Here is a 17,725-nt window from a genome sequence, read left to right as displayed (position 1 = left end):
ATGCCCCGACGCGATCGTCAGGGCTTAGTGTTGCACATGAAACGGAGAGAACAAAGGTTAATGTGATAATGTGATAATTTGCTGATGTGCTAATTATGAAATTAGACGGTACCCAACTTATTGGGAGCTCGTGTTACCTGGACGTTTGCGTATTCCACCAACAACAATCATTATATCTTGGATCCTGTATTCCACTAGCACATTAGCACATCAGCAAATTCTGACTGTATTCCATTAATACATCAGCACATTAGCACATCAGCAAATTCTGACTGTATTCCATTAGCACATCAGCACATTAGCACATTAGCTAATTCTGACTGTATTCCATTAGCACATCAGCACATCAGCACATCAGCAAATTCTAACTGTATTCCATTAGCACATCAGCATATTAGCACATTAGCTAATTCTGACTGTATTCCATTAGCACATCAGCAAATTAGCACATTAGCTAATTCTGACTTCCTCCTGCCCTGTTCTGTTCTTCGGCGGCGCCGGTATTCCTGCGACGGGCCTGGGCCACGGAGCTTTTACCGAAGCGGTAACTGAAGGTTGCCGTAATATTTCGATTATCCCAGCGGTTAAAGATCTTCACATCTATATCGCTGTACAGCGTACGCCCCCTGAATTGCTGCCAGTGGAACGGGTCGCGCACATTCAGCCGCAGGGTGCCTTTCCCCCTGATCACCATTTTTTGCACTCCCAGGTTCAGGAAGAACATCGGGTCGGCGATCGTTAACTGCTCAATGGCCTTGCCCCGGTACCAACCACTCACTTCCCCACTCCATCCTTTTTTGAAGGTAAATGTGTTACTAACGTTTACCAGCGCCGAGGTATAACTTATGTCAATAGGATCGTTATTGCCGGTGAATGAATTGAAGTATATGCCTTCATACCGGTTATTGAATACGTTTACAAAAAGGTTCACATTCCAGTTCTTTACCGGTGAAAAAGGAGCGTTGATGGCCAGACCGATATTCTTGAACTTCGCTACATTATCGGTTGTGAGAAAGGTGATCCTTTTTTCGGTGTTTTGTTTCAGGAGCTGCGATATCACATCGTCGGTAAGCGTATAATTGATCGTCGTGGTGAATCGCCCTTTCCAGGTATGCCGGAACTCAATATTGTTGGCATATTGAGGCAGCAGGTATGGATTGCCCTGGCGGTATTGTAAGGAATCCAAGAACCAGATGAAAGGGTTCAGGTCCTGGTAATTAGGCCTTTCTATACGGCGGCCATAGGTTAACGTGAAAGCATGATTTTTACTGGCTTCGTAATTGATATATGCCGTAGGGAACAGGCTGGTATAATTGCGGGTAAAGCTGGAATCATTGGTGACCTGTTTTCCCTTGGCAATGGTATTTTCAATACGCAGGCCTGCCTGTCCGCTCCATTTCTTCCACTTCTTATTAAAGCTTATATAACCTGCATTTATGTTTTCTCTATAAATAAAGTGGTTCGAGCGGTTGTCTGGTTTCCAGGTGCCGTTGTCGTTGCGTTCGTATTTTACTTCGTTGTCATTCTTTACGTAGCTTACCTTAAAGCCGGCATCGAAGCGCAAATTATTTTTAAGCGGGCGTACATAGTCGGCTTTGGCCGAATAGATATTGATCAACCCGGGAATATCTCCTGACAGGGTAAGGCCGCCCAGGGCTCCGCCGTTATTGTCGTAAATGGAAGTGTACAAGGTGTTCCTGGCACTGTTCAGGTAACCGATATAATCAATATCGGCAGTGAGCTCATGCCCGGTTGAATCGAATGTATGCTTGTAATTTATATTCGCAGAATAATTAAAGAAGTTATTCCTGTTGGCGATCCTGGATTCCAGTACCGATTCAATGCTTCCATCGGGCCTGAATATCGTCTGGGAACTGGTTGGATAAGGGCGCCCAAAAAATCCGAACCCGGTAAGCGCTACGCCGATAACGTTCTTTTTATTGGCGTAATAATCGAAGCCTGCCTTTATCGTTTGATTGTTGTTGCGGCCGATGAATTGGGTATTGGTAAACGAGGTGGAATTCAACGAACCGTCCTTTTCGAAAAAGCGGCGGTCCAGTTCCAGCGAACCCCGGCCCTCACGGTAATTGTAATTGTAATTTGCAAAGAGGTTCCATTTGCCTTTCCGGTAATTGAGGTTGATGCTGCTGGTACCGCGTACCGGATACTCCCAGGAATTACTACGGTATTTCCAATTGCTCACGGTGCCACCGATTGAGATACTACCATTCAATCCTTCCGTAAGGCTCTTTTTGGTTTTGATATTGATAATGCCTGAATTGCCGCTGGCGTCATAGCGGGCCGGTGGGTTGGTCATGATCTCGATCTGATCCAGGGCTGATGCCGGCAGGTTCTTTAACAGATTGGCCAGATCGGCCGGCGACAAATAGGTTGGTTTACCATCCAGCATCACCCGCACCCCCTGTTTGCCTTTCAGGCTGATCTCTCCTTCATTGCTTACCGTAACGCCGGGCGATTTTTCCAGCACTTCCAGGGCCGATGCGCCGGCATTGGTTGGTGCGGCCTCTACATTCACTACCATTCGATCGATCTTGTTCTCGATCAGGGGTCTTTTAGCAGAGACGGTAACTTCACCCAGGGTCTTTGCGTCGGCTTTTTGTAATTGAAAGGATGGTATTTTATACGTCGATGCAACCGGAACTGTAAAACGTTTGCTGCTGATCTTTTTGTAACCAACAGCTGTAACGGTGACAAAATAATCTCCCTGTAAAATGTTATCAAACTCAAAAAGTCCGTATTTGTCGGTAACCGCTACCTTAACCAGCGATGAATCTTTTGCCCTTTGCAAGGAAGCGCTGGCCGATTCTACTGGTTGAGCATCTGCATCGGTGATAACGCCACTTACTTTACCCGACCTATTTTGTGCAGTAACAACAATGGAAAGAAAACATAATATGCCCGTTAACCAGGTAGACGTATTTTTCATGTGCTATTATTGAAGGGTTCTAACGGTGGAATCTCTTAGCTAAGTTGCGATGTATTCACGGTATTAAAAAACGATTAATGATAATCAGTATTAATCGCCTACAAGGGGGCCATATTCGGTATCAATACACCAGCGGAAAAAAATAAGGAAGAAAGGTGCCGAAGGGAAATCCCTGTGAACCGTTATAAAATTTGTGGTGGATGATCTACAATTGCGGCCGCAGTTTGCCAGAGAGGATCTGCTGTAAAAAATAAAGGCCCCATAGAAATGGGGCCTCGTTAACCAAAACTAACTGCTTATGAGAAAAACTGTATGACTGCTATTTATGAAGAAAGTTTATTGTCTTAATTATTCGCATTTTACATATAAGAAATTCCACATCCTACCAGGTAAACAAGTGCTATTGCTATAAGTATGATCTTTCTCATTGTCCATGCTGTTTTGTTATTGCCTTTGTATATATAAGACGTTTAAATGGTAAATTGGTTTCATCGTCCACTGTTAAAAAAATCTAAATACTCCGAAATGTTCAACGCTTACCCTTCACGCACGTTTCGCCCACCCTGTTCACTCGTAGCGCATCCCACATTCTTTTCAAACAGCTATCATTACCTATTCAGAAATTGTGCCAGTACCAATTTCATTTTCTTAAAATTCCATCTTCCTCATTTCTTTTCCCAATCTGTTGCCCTGCATTTATTCTGACCGCTGCCGGCGCTGATGGTTTAACGAATTTACTGCTGGAATTTGTTAACTGCCTGTTATCATATACGAGTGAGACCTTTCACCCGGCCACCTCGTTAATTTCCTATATTAACGCGGTTTTGTTCGTCGTTGGCGCCGCCTTTTTTACGCTGGCCGTTGGTGCTCTTAACGGGTTTTCCAAAGCGGTAAGAAAATGTAAGATTAACTACCCGGGTGTCACGGGTATTCCGGAACCAGGCCTCGGTATTCTTGAAGTTGATATCGCCATTCGGTTTCTGGGTATATAAGATGTCACGCACGTTCACCTTCACCGACCCCTGGCCTTTTAACACCTGTTTTGAGATGCCGGCAGCCAGTTGTCCCATGGGCATGAGCAGGATCTGTCCTTCCACGCCTTTGCTTCTGTACCAGCCACTCAGTTCGGCGCCCCAGCCTTTTTTGAAGGTGAACTGGTTGTTCAGGCTAATGAGCAGGTTACCGGCTTCCACTTTCAATTCCTCGCCATATAACTGCCCTGAGTAACGGGTATAGTTATAATTGGTGTATAAAATGCTGGTAAGCCACCTGGTCAGCGGTACGTTCGCGTTCACTGAGATGCCGGCATTTTTACGGCGGCCGATATTGCCCTGCCTTACCACGGTGGCATAACCCAATTGATCGAATGTTTCATTGAACAGATTCTCAGTTACACTGTAATTAAGGGTTGTTGTCAATTTACCCTTATAGATATGGGTTAGCTCAAAATTGTTAGAATACTGGGGTCTTAAATAGGGATTTCCGGCTACATAGGTGTATTTGTCAATGAAGAACATGAACGGGTTCAGGTTTTGATATCCCGGACGGTCGATCCGGCGGCCGTAGTTTATGCCGAACTGGTTATGTTCATTGGCGGCATAACTGATATACACAGTCGGGAACCAGCTGTTATACGTGCGTTTGAATGAGGAATCGCCTTTGGCCGGGTTCCCGAACTGATGCCCTTTGTAGTTCGTATTCTCAAAACGCAGTCCGCTCTGCAGGCCCCATTTTTTCGTGAGCTGTTTGTTAAGGCTTATATAGGCGGCATTGATATTTTCGGTATAATCGAAGTAGTTTGTTTTCTCAAGGTCCGTCATCCATTCGCTGCCATCGTACAGGTAGTAATTGGCCTTGTTCTCCGTTTGCACGTAGCTGCTTTTCCAGCCTGCTTCAATTTTGCCGTTCTTTTTCAAGGGGTGGGTATAATCCATTTTTGCAGAATAGATATTGACGGTCACCGGCAACACACCCTGTAATTGTTCTTCATAGCGTTTTATCCAGTTGGGTTCGTACGTGGTGTTTAAAAACTGCTGGTTGTTCTCGTTGTCATAGACGATATAATCGAGGTCCGCCGTCAATTCGCGACCGGTTGAATCGAACTGGTGACGCAGGTTCAGGTTTACGCTGGCATTTTTCCAGGTGCCTTTAATATGAGAGCCGGCGGTAGCAATCGAATCAAGTACATTGTTGGGATCCTGCAGGTAGCTGGTGTTATTGTTGTTGCTGCTTTCAGGATTGTAAAAGCCGCTTACTACCACGCCCAGGGTTGTTTTTTCGGTGATGGAATAATCCATACCCATTTTCAGGTTATTGTTCATGTTCCGCCGTTTCATGTAAGCCACCTGTTCAAAAATAGCGTTGGTAGATCCATCGTCGTTCTTATACCGGCGGAAGATCTCCAATTGCTGGAAATTGTTATTAAGGTTAAAGCTGTAATTACTGAAAAGGTTCAGCTTGCCGTTGCGGTAGTTCAGGCTCAGACTTTCATTGGTTTTGAAATATACGCCCTGGCTTACACCGGCGCTTACATTTCCGTTAAACCCTTTTACTTTATTCTTTTTTGTTTTGATATTAATGACACCGGCATTACCCGCTGCATCGAACCTGGCCGGTGGATTGGTCATGATCTCAATTTGTTCCAGCTGAGAAGCCTGCATGCCTTTTAACATATTGGCCAGATCGGCGCCGCTGAGATAGGCCGGGCGGCCATCGATAAGCACCACCACGTTCTGTTTTCCTTTCAGACTGATATTCCCGTCCTTATCCACCTGGATGCCGGGCGATTTTTCCAGGGCTTCCAGCGCATTGGCGCCGGTATTACTGATGAACGCGTCCACATTTACGACGGTACGGTCGATCTTTTGTTCAACCAGTGGTTTCCGGGCGCTTACCGTTACGGCTTTCAGGTCTTTCGTGCGTTGCGCAAGCATTACCGGTGGAAATGTTACCTCAGCGCTATCGGCAGATATGTTGAATGGAGCAGAATACTGTTTATCGTAACCAACGGCAGAAACGACTATAAGATACCGGCCCTGGGGCGGCTTAGCGAACGAATACCTGCCCTCCTGGTCTGATACCGATGTCTTTACTGCACTCGAGTCTTTGGCTTTTAAAAGCGTTATGGTGGCGGCTGATACAGCTGTCTGGTTGGTGGCGCCTACTTTGCCGGTAAGCTTTACACTCGTTTTGTTTTGCGCCCTGCTTACAACTGATACTGTTAACAGCATGATCATAAACAGGTTGGGAAGCGTTCTCATGTTTCTTTTATTGGTTGTTGAATACTTTGCTTAATCGATTACAGTTCAAAATTAGGTACTGTGTAATGCAAAGTACATTGTTTTGTGTTCAACTGTGGTTTAACGGGATATCCGGAAAAATGCGGTCGCAGATAGGACGTACAGGCTGCGGGCATGTTACAGGCAGCTGGTGGTTTGGGATAAGTGGCATGGAAGCGGTTTGAGCGGATACCCCTGCCCTGCCGGTGGCAGTTAGGCCGGGTGCCAGGGCAATACCCGGGTACCCAATCACCGGAGAATCCCGGCCAATGGTCGATCGTATGGCGCCAATTAGCTGATACTCTTCGTTGTAAATAAGTATGACCTGTAATTTTGGCCCAGAATTCAGAATCTTATGAAACATCGAATCTTAACTATTTGCCTCGGTGTGCTCGTCACCACTGCGTTCGGGCAAAACATCAATTATGACAAGGAAAAGCAGCTTGTATTGGAACGCAACAAGATCGGTAAGACCTATATTTTTGACCGTTCGAAAAAAGGGCATTATAACCGGAACGAGCTTAAGTATCTCGGAAAGGTAAAAACAGATGATGGCCGCACTTTCAAGGTCATGACCTCCATAATGTTCTGGGGACGGTCGCCGGGAGCTACAGGCCGGGTGCTTTTGTACAATACGAAAAATCAGTACGTAGGTAAGTACTTTGTGGGCGGCATCGATTGTTTGCCTGGCAGAATAGAGAACAATGCGCTGGTTTTTGATAATAAAGAACGGGTTGATTGTGATCCCGAACTGGAGACCAGGATCCCATTCGACAAGGGTATGCCCCAGGAGATCTTTTTACCATGCAGAAATACTAAAGGCGAATCCTATGCTTTCAGCAAGTAAGTGGGAAGTATAACCAGGACCTTACTACACCCAAACCGTAAGACGTAATTAAAAGAGAGCCTCCGCTATCCCGAACGCTGTCGGGGGCAGAGGCTCTCTTCTTTATACTGTCCTAGACTTTTATTTCATTATCACAACTTGTCCCGCTCTGCGGGATCATCACATTATCAAATTATCACTTATCAAATTATCACATTTCATTTGGCCGTTACGCTTTAAGCGGATCGATCTTAGCAGCATACTTTCTTTTCATATACAAATATAAAGCGGCGCCCGCGAGCACCAGGGCCACTGCAATGATCTCGGCCTGTGTAGGATGAAAACCAAAAATGGAATACTTGGTATTCACCCGGATCTGCTCTACAAAAAAGCGTTCAATACCGTTTACTATAAGATATATCCCGAAGAGGGTTCCGGGTACTTTCATTTTTTTGCGCAAAGACCATAAGAACAGGAAGAGGAAAAAGCTGATCACGGTTTCATAAAAAGGCGTTGGGAACACCGGAATGGGCAGATGGTTACAGAATTGCTCTTCTTCACAGCCGGGAATACGTACCCCTTCGTTCACTACATTGTGCGGATAGCTGTAAGCGAACAACCAGTCGGGCAGCCAGCCCGGTGCTTTTACGCTGGCATGCGGTATCTCTGCAACATTGTTGACCTGAAAAGTGCGAACATAAAAACTGCTGTGTGCCTGCAGCGTGCTTTGAAAACGGGCGGTATCGGCCAACTGTACTTTGGAATCGGGACCAGGCTCGGTCACATAGGCGCTGTTCAAAATACCCCAGTCCCCATCACCGGCCACCTGACAGCCAATGCGGCCGATGGAATAAGCCAGAATAAGGGCCGGAGCAATGGCATCGCACAAATGGCGGAAATCAATTTTATGTTTGCGGGTGTAAAAGTAAATGGCTACGGCTGCACAGATCAAACCGCCATAGAAGGTCAATCCGCTGAACGACAATAAGGCCTCGATGGGATTTGTCTTAAAGTCCTGCCAGTTCTCAAGGTTGTGAAAGATCTTTGCGCCCAGGAAACCAAACAAGGCGGCATAGATCACCAGGTCGCCTACCCTGTCGTGCGGCCAGATACGAATGGTACGCTCCTCTGGTTTATCGAGTTTTTGCTTATGCTTTTCCCACCATTTCAATCCGGCAAACAGAACACCGAGTGCCAAACCAATGGGTAAGTTCCCTTCTGATGAAAAGATATATTGTTGCGGATCGGCGGTTGTTTCACTGCCAGACATAAATAAACCGATGATCTTATAGCCTAATAAAAAACCCAGGAAGAAATTCAATAACAATTCCCCGGCACTGGCCTGTTTACCCACGATCATTTTAACATCCTGACCAGTTAACAAACCAGCTCTCTCTTTGCGCTTCAATTCCAGGGTCAAAATATAAGCGGCTGCTAAAAAAGACAGGGCTACAAAAAAACCGAAGGAATTAATAAAACGAAGTCCGTTCCAGTTAACACCAAAAAGATCCTTAAAAGCGTAATATAGGTTTGGATACATGTATCAGGAATAGATTTTTGTAACTACCAATGATTTAATAAAGTTGCAATGATAAGCAAACCAATTGGCAATTTGCAATTGGCAATTGCCAAAAATATGCGTAACGCCCGACAATCGGCATATATTGCCTATTGCTTATTGTCAATTGCTTAATGAATTAAAAAACCCTCCCAGGAATGAGAGGGTTCATCACTATGAACAAAGCTGAATTAATCAGCTAAGAAATTTTAGCAATATTCTTCAAATGCTGCCATCAGGTTATGAGCGATCAGTTGCGCCGGACGCCCTTCAATCATATGTCTTTCGATGAAGTGTACCAGCTGGCCATCTTTGAACAGGGCAATCGCCGGGGAAGATGGCGGATAAGGCAATAAATGCTCACGTAATTTCTTAACAGCATCAATATCATATCCTGCAAAACTGGTAGTCAAATGATCTGGCTTTTTTGCTGCATTGGTTACAGCCATTAATACGCCGGGACGGGCAGAACCTGCAGAGCATCCACAAACCGAATTGATCATCACCAGTGTTGTTCCTTTTGCTTTTAGTTGATTATCAACATCTTCAGGGGTTAACAGCTCCTGGAAGCCATTGTCTGTCAACTCCTCTTTCATTGGTAGTACTATTTCTGTTGGATACATTCTACTATTTTTTAATTGAAACGCAAAACTACGTAAAAAGTTTATTTCTACCCGAAATCGGTATTTATGTCAGCATTAATAACATTGATCTGTCTTAATGTCCGTTTGTTTTCCTGGTTTTCTGTCAATTCATCCCTGTAATCCCTGCTTTTTGGCAATGGTACACTGTTTGAAAAAATGTAAGCGTACTCAACATTTAAAAAACAATAAAAATAATAAGTTATGACAGTCAGACTGCACCATCCCGCCCGTAAATCATTCGATTCTGTAGTTGATGATTTCTTCAATTCTATTCCTGGTTTATGGAATGACGGTTACAGCGGCATTAACCTGGCACCGGTAAACATTTATGAAGCAGCCGGTGGCTTTCACCTCGAAGTAAGCGTACCCGGTATCAATAAAGAAGACATCAAAGTGAATGTTGACAAAGGGTTGCTCACCATCAGCTACGAGAAGAAAGAAGAGGGCAGATCGGAAGACATTAAAACCGTTCGCCGCGAATTCAGCCAGCGCAGCTTCAAGCGCAGCTTTACAGTAGCTGACCAGATCGATGCTGATGCTATCCAGGCGAAATACGAGAACGGTATTTTGAAACTGTTCCTGCCTAAGAAAGAAGTGGTTAAAGACACACCCAAACAGGTTGTTGTACAGTAATATAGCAAAAGAAATATTAAATTTTTAGTTTCATAAGCAGTTGGTTTTGGTTTAGATGACCATCCGCCGTTCGGCGGATGGTTTTTTTTAATGTTTTGTCCTAACTTCGGCCCCCATGAGAGAACTTACCTTCTGTATCCGAAAGACGTTGGGATTGATCGTACTTTGTATGCTATCAGGCGTATGGTCTATTGCTCAGGATCGGCAGCCGGTAGATAGTGCATTTCACGGTCGCAAACATATCGACACTTTGCCTTTCATTGTTGACTCGGCGGAGGTTGCCCTGCGCATCAAGAATCTCAATCCTTATTTTACCCTGCATGTGGATTCTTCCCTGGCCTACAAACTGGAGATCAACAAGGATCAATCCAGGTATTACTGGTTCCTGCGCAACCCGCCCATTGGCCTGCGCATTAATAAAGACAATGGCTTACTGACCTTCAAAGCGGAAAAATCCTATTTCCTGTCGGGCAAGCTCAAGTACGATTATCAATACCGGGTAAGCGTGGGCGTACAGAACCTGGAAACGCCCAGCGACCATGTGGATACCTCTTTTTATATCACCTTTTATAACACTGATATTATTCAATCCCGGGTTAAACCAACCGTTGGCGGAACCCTTACCGTGGATGAAGGCGATACCGTAGCCTTTAAGGTGCAATGCGAGAACGGTAGTTTTCCCATCGAGACCATCACTTATTTTGCCAATATGCCGCTGAAAGGCGCTACCCTGGTAAAAAAATGCGATGATGATTTTATCTGGTCGCCGGGATTCGATTTTGTGAAAGAGGCTGACCCCGGTAAGGAAAGGACCGTGGTGGTAAGTTTTGTAGGCGCCAACCGGTTTATGGTTCGCGACACTGCGCAGGTTAGAATTGTAGTAAAGGATGCCCTGAACTATCCTTTAACGCTCGAGGACTATAAACTCACCGTAAACGTCATCAACGGTTATATTCTGCGGTTGAAATATACCTTCCTGCAGTTGGATAAGGGGGTGAAAAGAACCAAGTCGACCCGCACCACTTTTGATATCACCGGTTCTGCCACTGCATTGACCGGAAGCATTATGTCTTCGTCAACGAGCGAAAGTTCGCAAAAAGTAGGTAAGGTAATGCCGAGTGTGGGCGTTTCGCTGGTGCCTGTTAAAGAAGCCATTTCCCCGCAAAAAGTAACGGAGCAGAACCAGGCCTCCGGGATCCGCACCGCTATTAAACGGTTGGAATATATGATCAGCGACAATGCCCTGGTGGGTGAGCGCGATCCGGATATTGCCCGGAAAACCGGCAAACTGAAAGAAGAATTAAAGCAGATCCAGGTGCAGCTGGTTGATATTCCCATCGAGATCACCAGCAATATGAGTGAAAAGGAACTGAACCAGTATTTTAATAGTCCCAAAGTGAACAAGAAATATCGCACGAAGAGATGATGAGCTGATTTGCTGATGTGCTGATTTGCTGATGTGCTGATTTGCTGATACTTCCCGGGCGTTCTCACTGTAAATAAAAAACCCGCGCTGTTCAACCTTTGTTTTAAATGGTTCAATAGCGCGGGTTTTTTTCATTAGCTCATAGCTCATTAGCACAACTTGTCCCGCTCTGCGGGATCAGCAAATCAGCTAATTATTGCTGCAATCTTTCCGCCTGGTATCTATCAGGTACTGGATCTTCCAGCCGTCTTCAAGGCGAACCAGTTGAAAAGAATTGACGCCGCAATGCCTGAATTTGCCTTTGTAGTAGAACTGATAGGGCGTCCAGGCCATGGCGAGCGGACCGTCAATGCGAATGGTCTCGAATTCTATCCGCTCATCGGCCTCCCCTACTTTCTGCTGACCGATAAATTTTACGAAGTCCTTATACTTGTCGCTTTTGATGTGAACCTGCTTCTTTTTGTTGGTAGCAATGGTTTGCAATATGGGATCATCTGTAAAGGCCGATTTCAAAAGGTTGGTATCGGCGTTTTTCATGCCTTCGAACATCCGGTTGATGGTGGCTTTCACCGAATCTTCGGTTGTTTGCCCCTGTACAGAACAGGTTATGGCTAAAACTACGGTTAAAAAGATCGCAAATCGTTTCATGTGGTAAATTGTCAGATAGATCGCTAATCTAATATCCTAATATCTTCAACATGCTTTGGGCGGTCTGCTCCTTGGCATACACCCAGTCTACCAGTTTACCATTTTTATCGTGCCCTACGATCACGTGTTTGGGTGACGGTATCAGGCAGTGTTTAATGCCGCCGTAGCCGCTGATCTGGTCCTGGTAGGCGCCTGTATGGAAAAAGCCTACATACAGGGGTTCGCCATTATTGATCTTGGGGAGGAACACTTCATTGATATGTTCTTCAGAGTCGTAATAGTCGTGACTGTCGCAGGTTATGCCGCCCAGCACTACACGCTGGTATTCCTGGTCCCACTTATTCACCGGCAGCATCAGGAATTTTTCACCAATGCCCCAGGTATCGGGTAAAGTGGTAATGAAGGAAGAATCGATCATGTACCAGATCTCCCGGTCATTCTGTACTTTTTGGCCGATCACGCTGTAGATATGCGCCATGCTCTCCCCTACGGTATAACTGCCGAATTCGGTGAAAATATGGGGCATGGGCACATTATTCTTTTTGCAGGCTTTCTTGATATTGCCTACAATTTCATTGATCATGAACTGGTAGTCGTATTCGAAGCCCAGTGAGTGTTTGATGGGAAAGCCGCCGCCGATATTGATTGAATCCAGTTCGGGGCAGATCTTCTTCAACTGGCAGTACAGGTTGATCACCTTGTTCAGCTCACTCCAGTAATAAATATCGTCTTTAATACCTTTATTCAGGAAGATGTGGAGCATCTTCAACTGGAAGCGGTCTTCATTCCCTTCGATCTTATCTACATAGAACTCCAGTACATCCCTGGCCCTGAAACCCAGGCGGGAGGTATAAAAGGGGAAGGTGGGTTCTTCTTCCGCTGCTACCCGGATGCCGAGTTTGAAGGGTACTTTTACTGATTTTTTATAATGTTGTAATTCTTCCCTGTTGTCCAGGATGGGTACCACGTTTTTGAAACCGGTATTCAGCAAATTGGCAATACGGCTGGTATAGGTCTTTTGCTTGTACCCGTTGCAAATAATGAAGGTCTCCTTGTTGATCTTTTTTCGCTGATATAACTTTTTAATGATCTCGATATCGTAGGCATAGGATGTTTCCAGGTGAATATCATGTTTCAATGCCTCTTCCACAACAAACGAAAAGTGAGAGCTCTTGGTGCAGTAGCAATAGTTATACTCGCCTTCATACCGGTGCTTTTTAATGGCATTGGCGAACATCTTCTTGGCTTTTTTGATCTGCATCCCGATCTTCGGCAGGTAGGTAAGTTTCATGGGAGTGCCATACTTGGCAATAAGCGCTTTCAGATCCAGCCCGTTAAAATGCAGGTAACTGTCTTTTACATCGAACCCTTCCTGGGGAAAGTTAAAGGTTTGGTTCACCAGGTCGGTGTACGAGTTGTTCATGTACTGGTTCAGGTTGCTGATGGTCGTGAATTTTAATGGTCAAAAAAAAATTACCCAAACTGAAAAAAAAATTACTGCAAAAGTAATAGTTTGAACAATTCTTCAAATAAAAAAACATGCCTGGATCAAAATAGTTGGCAGGTACCGGGCATTGGTTACAAAAGTTTCAGGTTACTGGTTTCAGGGTACGGGCTGGTAAGTTGAGCGTTCTCTGGATATCGTAATCAGTTGCCAGTTGCCGGTTACCAGTCGCCGGGAAATGCAAGCTGCATGTTGCAGGTTTCAGTTGACAAGTTTTAGATTACAGGGTGCAACTGTGGAGGCAGCCTGACTTTAAGCGAATGTTGCGAAAAAAGAAAACCGGATGTTCTGATGAACACCCGGTTTCGATATATTCTTTGCTCTGCCAGATTACTTTACAGAAGCGATCAGTTGTTTGAAAGTCTCAGGCTCATTCATGGCCAGGTCAGCCAGGATCTTACGATCCAGACCAATACCTTTCAGATTCAGTTTATGGATGAACTCAGAGTAAGTTAAACCTTCAGCACGTACTGCTGCGTTGATACGCGCAATCCACAGCGCACGGTATTCTCTCTTCTTCAGTTTGCGGCCTACATATTTGTATTGCAGACCTTTTTCCATTACGTTCTTCGCAACGGTATATACATTTTTACGTTTGCCATAATAGCCTTTGGCAGCTTTCAGGATCCTCTTGCGGCGTGCCCGGGATGCTACGGCGTTTACTGAACGTGGCATATCTTATTAATTTGAATCCCTCGAAAAGGGAATAAGTTTTAAAATTGGTTAGAAAAGTTTACTTCAATCTCAGCAATCGCTTTACAAAGTCAACGTTCGACTTGTGTACAACACCGTCTTTGTTGAGGTTCCGTTTGCGGCGATTAGACTTTTTAGTAAGAATGTGACGTTTGAAGGACTTTTGGTGTGTGATCTTGCCCGTGCCGGTTACTTTAAATCTTTTTTTGGCACTGGAGTTCGTTTTAACCTTTGGCATAGTTAAATACCTTTTGCTGTGATACCCTGCTGGCGCTCCCGAACTGACGGGAAACTTTTTGGGCCATGTGGGCAATGGTTGTTTTAAGGCTTATGACCATAAAACGTAAAATGGAGCGCAAAGGTAGGGAAATTGTGACAATAAGTCAAAAGACTTTCGTAGAATTTGGTTTTCCTATAAGGTGCTTGTTTAGAGGGTGTTAAGAGTTGCCGGGTACCAGTTGCCGGGTACCAGTTACCGGTTGCCGGTTACCGGGTACCAGTTGCCGGTTACCGGGTACCAGTTACCGGGTACCAGTTACCAGGTACCAGTTACCGGGTACCAGTTACCGGTTACCGGTTACCGGTTACCGGTCGCCGGTCGACGGTTATGAGTTCCGGTTACTGCGACCTACAAACCTGCAACATGCAACTTGAAACCTGCAACGTGTGGACCCAGCAACTGTATTCCCCTGCAACATGCACCTCGCAACCTGCAACCTGAAACCTGTAACCTGAAACCTATACCCTGCAACCTGTAACTTGGAACTTGCAACGTGTACCCAGCAACCAACAAAAAAAGCACCCCTCTTTTCAGAAGAATGCTTTAAAGCTCAATCTATATCTTCCCTAGGCCCCTTCTTTCTTCTTTTTCTGGCTTTTGGGCGAAATGATCATCAACATGCGTTTGCCTTCCAGTTTCGGTAAGCCTTCCGGCTGCCCTACTTCGGCCAGGCGCTCTGCAAATTTCAATAATACCAGCTCACCACGTTCTTTAAACATGATGGCGCGGCCTTTAAACTGCACGTATGCCTTTACTTTATTGCCTTCCTTCAAAAAGCTTTCGGCATGACGGGCTTTAAAATCAAAATCATGATCGTCTGTACCAGGTGTAAAACGGATCTCTTTTACTTCGGCCGTTTTACTTTTAGCCTTCATCTCCTTTTCCTTCTTCTTCTTCTCGTACAGGAATTTATTATAATCGATGATCTTACAAACGGGCGGGTCAGCCTGCGGTGAAATTTCAACCAGGTCGAGTTGTTGCTCCTGCGCCATTTTCAGCGCTTCCTGGATAGAATATACTCCTACTTCTACATTATCGCCCACCAGGCGTACCTGCGGCACGCGTATCATATTATTGGTGCGATGTTCCTGTTGTTGTTCTTTTCTGAATCGGGGATTGAAATTACCTCTCGGTTGTCGCGGTGGAAATGCCATTTAAATCTTTTAATTAAACAATTTTTTTTGTGTTGGTAACCAGGCTACTACTGAATTACCGGTTTTGAATGTTGATTTTGTTTTCGAATTATGTTACGGATGACTGATGATAACAAAGTTCTTCATTCTAAGTTATGAAAACTAAATGAACTCACAACTACAAACTTATTCGCCTCGCCGTTCCCTGATCTCTGCCCTGGCTTCATTGATGAACTCATCCAGGCCTTTGGTTATATTGCCTGCATCACCCTTACCCTGCCGGCGTACGGCCACCTTGCCCTCATTCATTTCTTTTTCACCAACGATCAGCATGTAAGGCACTTTCATCAATTCGGTATCGCGGATCTTTTTGCCTATTTTTTCATTCCGGTCGTCCACTTCTCCACGAATATCTGCATTTTTCAGCGATTCCAAAACACTATTTGCATATGGCAGGAACTTGTCACTGATAGGCAGGATCTTTACCTGAACCGGTGCCAGCCACAAGGGGAACTTGCCTGCATAATGTTCCAGCAAAAAGCCAATGAACCGCTCATGGGTACCCAGCGGTGCCCGGTGAATGATCAAGGGGGTTTCTGCTGCATTCTCTTTGTTGGTGAATTCCAGTTTAAAGCGGCGGCCCTGCGCAAAATCAACCTGGTTGGTCGCCAGCGTGAACTCGCGGCCGATCACACTCCAGATCTGCACATCGATCTTCGGACCATAGAAAGCACCCTCATCGGGGATCTCTACATAAGGGATATTCGATTCTATCAATACCTGGCGAACCATTTCCTCGGTTTCCTTCCACAATTCCGGTTCATTAATATATTTCTGGCCCAGTTTCGACGGCTCATGCAATGAGAGCCGCATCACATATTTGTCGATACCGAAGATCTTAAAATACTTCAGGTACATTTCGTTCACCGCCCTGAACTCGTTGGCAAACTGCTCCCGGGTGCAATAGATATGCGCATCGTTCATATGTAAACAACGTACACGCATAAGTCCGAACAACTCCCCACTCTGCTCGTAACGGTAACAGGTACCATACTCTGCCAGCCGCAGGGGCAGGTCTCGGTAACTCCTGGGTTCTGCCCCGAATATTTTGTGGTGGTGCGGACAGTTCATCGCCTTCAGGTAGTACTTCTGCCCTTCCAGTTCCATCGGCGGATACATACTGTCCTGGTAATACGGCAGGTGACCGCTGGTGAGGTACATGCTTTCTTTCGCAATATGCGGTGTTACTACCCTTTTATAACCTGCTGCCTGCTCGGTTTCCTTGGCCAGTTTTTCCAGCTCTTCAATAATGATGGTCCCGTTCGGCATCCATAAAGGCAGGCCGGGACCAACATCATCGTCCATGGTAAAAATACCCAGTTCCTTACCCAGCTTGCGATGGTCGCGTTTCTTTGCTTCTTCCAGCAATTGCAGGTATTCATCCAGTTCTTTCTGGGAGGGAAAGGTTACGCCGTATACGCGGGTAAGCTGCCTGTTATTGGAATCGTTCTTCCAGTAAGCACCGGCAATATTGGTAAGTTTGATGGCTTTGATGGGTGCTGTTGACGGAATATGCGGTCCACGGCAGAGATCGGTAAAATTGCCCTGGGTATAAAAAGTGATCTCGCCATCTGCCAGGTTGCCCAGCAGATCGAGTTTATATTCGTCGCCTTTTTCAGTGAAATATTTAACAGCCTCGGCCTTGGGCATTTCTTTACGAACATAGCTGTTGTTCTGTTTGGCCAGTTCATTCATCTTCTTTTCCAGCTTGCCCAGATCTTCTTCCGTCAGCTTGCGGTCGCCCAGATCCATATCATAGTAAAAGCCGGCCTGGCTTTCCAGGGCCGGACCTACCCAGAATTTTACACCGGGGAACAGGCTTTCTACCGCTTCGGCCATGAGGTGAGCAGAAGAATGCCAGAAGGTCAATTTTCCTTCCTTATCGTCCCACGTTAACAAATTGAGGGTAGCATCGGTGTAAATGGGGCGCGTGGCGTCCCATACTTCGCCATTTACTTTTGCGGCCAATACTTTTCTGGCCAATCCTTCGCTGATTGACTTCGCTATTTCCAAACCAGTGGTTCCTTCATTGTACTCCCGTACATTTCCATCCGGGAAAGTAATTTTAATCATTTTGTCACTACCTTTTTTGGTG

The 17,725-nt window shown here is 45.4% G+C and carries 13 protein-coding genes; 3 read left to right on the top strand and 10 right to left on the bottom strand.

What is annotated here, in order from left to right:
- Positions 1-454: 454 nt before the first annotated feature.
- Positions 455-2,947, bottom strand: coding sequence for a TonB-dependent receptor (locus JT717_RS15205; protein ID WP_205511348.1), 2,493 nt, complete (start codon positions 2,945-2,947; stop codon positions 455-457).
- An 800-nt stretch (positions 2,948-3,747) separates the two neighbouring features.
- Entirely contained in the window at positions 3,748-6,207 is a 2,460-nt protein-coding gene (locus JT717_RS15200) for a TonB-dependent receptor domain-containing protein (RefSeq protein ID WP_205511347.1), read from the bottom strand.
- Positions 6,208-6,580: 373 nt separating this feature from the next.
- Here JT717_RS15200 and JT717_RS15195 point away from each other — a divergent pair, with 373 nt between their 5' ends.
- Positions 6,581-7,072, top strand: a complete 492-nt coding sequence (locus JT717_RS15195) for a hypothetical protein (protein WP_205511346.1) — start codon at positions 6,581-6,583, stop codon at positions 7,070-7,072.
- Positions 7,073-7,280: 208 nt separating this feature from the next.
- Here the strand turns inward: JT717_RS15195 and JT717_RS15190 are convergent, their stop codons facing one another.
- Complete coding sequence (locus JT717_RS15190; protein WP_205511345.1) at positions 7,281-8,591, bottom strand: prolipoprotein diacylglyceryl transferase; 1,311 nt, start codon at positions 8,589-8,591, stop codon at positions 7,281-7,283.
- 227 nt (positions 8,592-8,818) lie between these two features.
- The gene (locus JT717_RS15185) at positions 8,819-9,232 is read right to left on the bottom strand and encodes a BrxA/BrxB family bacilliredoxin (RefSeq protein ID WP_205511344.1); all 414 of its coding nucleotides are present in this window, start codon (positions 9,230-9,232) and stop codon (positions 8,819-8,821) included.
- A 222-nt stretch (positions 9,233-9,454) separates the two neighbouring features.
- Between JT717_RS15185 and JT717_RS15180 the strand changes: the two genes are divergently transcribed.
- Entirely contained in the window at positions 9,455-9,886 is a 432-nt protein-coding gene (locus JT717_RS15180) for an Hsp20/alpha crystallin family protein (protein ID WP_205511343.1), read from the top strand.
- Positions 9,887-10,001: 115 nt separating this feature from the next.
- On the top strand, positions 10,002-11,312 hold the full coding sequence (locus JT717_RS15175) for a hypothetical protein (RefSeq protein ID WP_205511342.1): 1,311 nt from the start codon (positions 10,002-10,004) through the stop codon (positions 11,310-11,312).
- A gap of 189 nt (positions 11,313-11,501) precedes the next feature.
- On the opposite strand, the gene JT717_RS15170 is transcribed toward JT717_RS15175, so the two are convergent.
- From JT717_RS15170 to thrS, 6 genes are all read right to left on the bottom strand, one after another.
- Complete coding sequence (locus JT717_RS15170) at positions 11,502-11,960, bottom strand: nuclear transport factor 2 family protein (protein ID WP_205511341.1); 459 nt, start codon at positions 11,958-11,960, stop codon at positions 11,502-11,504.
- Positions 11,961-11,988: 28 nt separating this feature from the next.
- Complete coding sequence (locus JT717_RS15165; RefSeq protein WP_205511340.1) at positions 11,989-13,383, bottom strand: type III PLP-dependent enzyme domain-containing protein; 1,395 nt, start codon at positions 13,381-13,383, stop codon at positions 11,989-11,991.
- A 411-nt stretch (positions 13,384-13,794) separates the two neighbouring features.
- On the bottom strand, positions 13,795-14,139 hold the full coding sequence (rplT, locus tag JT717_RS15160) for a 50S ribosomal protein L20 (RefSeq protein ID WP_205511339.1): 345 nt from the start codon (positions 14,137-14,139) through the stop codon (positions 13,795-13,797).
- Between the two features lie 58 nt (positions 14,140-14,197).
- Positions 14,198-14,395, bottom strand: coding sequence for a 50S ribosomal protein L35 (gene rpmI / locus JT717_RS15155; RefSeq protein WP_014218451.1), 198 nt, complete (start codon positions 14,393-14,395; stop codon positions 14,198-14,200).
- A gap of 608 nt (positions 14,396-15,003) precedes the next feature.
- Entirely contained in the window at positions 15,004-15,591 is a 588-nt protein-coding gene (gene infC, locus JT717_RS15150) for a translation initiation factor IF-3 (RefSeq protein WP_205511338.1), read from the bottom strand.
- A gap of 165 nt (positions 15,592-15,756) precedes the next feature.
- Positions 15,757-17,703, bottom strand: coding sequence for a threonine--tRNA ligase (gene thrS / locus JT717_RS15145; RefSeq protein ID WP_205511337.1), 1,947 nt, complete (start codon positions 17,701-17,703; stop codon positions 15,757-15,759).
- Positions 17,704-17,725 lie beyond the last annotated feature (22 nt).

The sequence above is a fragment of the Longitalea arenae genome (assembly GCF_016924755.1).
Lineage (GTDB): Bacteria > Bacteroidota > Bacteroidia > Chitinophagales > Chitinophagaceae > Niastella > Niastella arenae.
Note: the sequence above shows the minus strand (reverse complement) of the source record. Positions and strands in the feature narration are given on the sequence as shown.

Coding starts and splice junctions, on each gene's coding strand:
- JT717_RS15205 (WP_205511348.1), bottom strand. CDS start 2,947: ATGAAAAATACGTCTACCTGGTTAACGGGCATATTATGTTTTCTTTCC.
- JT717_RS15200 (WP_205511347.1), bottom strand. CDS start 6,207: ATGAGAACGCTTCCCAACCTGTTTATGATCATGCTGTTAACAGTATCA.
- JT717_RS15195 (WP_205511346.1), top strand. CDS start 6,581: ATGAAACATCGAATCTTAACTATTTGCCTCGGTGTGCTCGTCACCACT.
- JT717_RS15190 (WP_205511345.1), bottom strand. CDS start 8,591: ATGTATCCAAACCTATATTACGCTTTTAAGGATCTTTTTGGTGTTAAC.
- JT717_RS15185 (WP_205511344.1), bottom strand. CDS start 9,232: ATGTATCCAACAGAAATAGTACTACCAATGAAAGAGGAGTTGACAGAC.
- JT717_RS15180 (WP_205511343.1), top strand. CDS start 9,455: ATGACAGTCAGACTGCACCATCCCGCCCGTAAATCATTCGATTCTGTA.
- JT717_RS15175 (WP_205511342.1), top strand. CDS start 10,002: ATGAGAGAACTTACCTTCTGTATCCGAAAGACGTTGGGATTGATCGTA.
- JT717_RS15170 (WP_205511341.1), bottom strand. CDS start 11,960: ATGAAACGATTTGCGATCTTTTTAACCGTAGTTTTAGCCATAACCTGT.
- JT717_RS15165 (WP_205511340.1), bottom strand. CDS start 13,383: ATGAACAACTCGTACACCGACCTGGTGAACCAAACCTTTAACTTTCCC.
- rplT (WP_205511339.1), bottom strand. CDS start 14,139: ATGCCACGTTCAGTAAACGCCGTAGCATCCCGGGCACGCCGCAAGAGG.
- rpmI (WP_014218451.1), bottom strand. CDS start 14,395: ATGCCAAAGGTTAAAACGAACTCCAGTGCCAAAAAAAGATTTAAAGTA.
- infC (WP_205511338.1), bottom strand. CDS start 15,591: ATGGCATTTCCACCGCGACAACCGAGAGGTAATTTCAATCCCCGATTC.
- thrS (WP_205511337.1), bottom strand. CDS start 17,703: ATGATTAAAATTACTTTCCCGGATGGAAATGTACGGGAGTACAATGAA.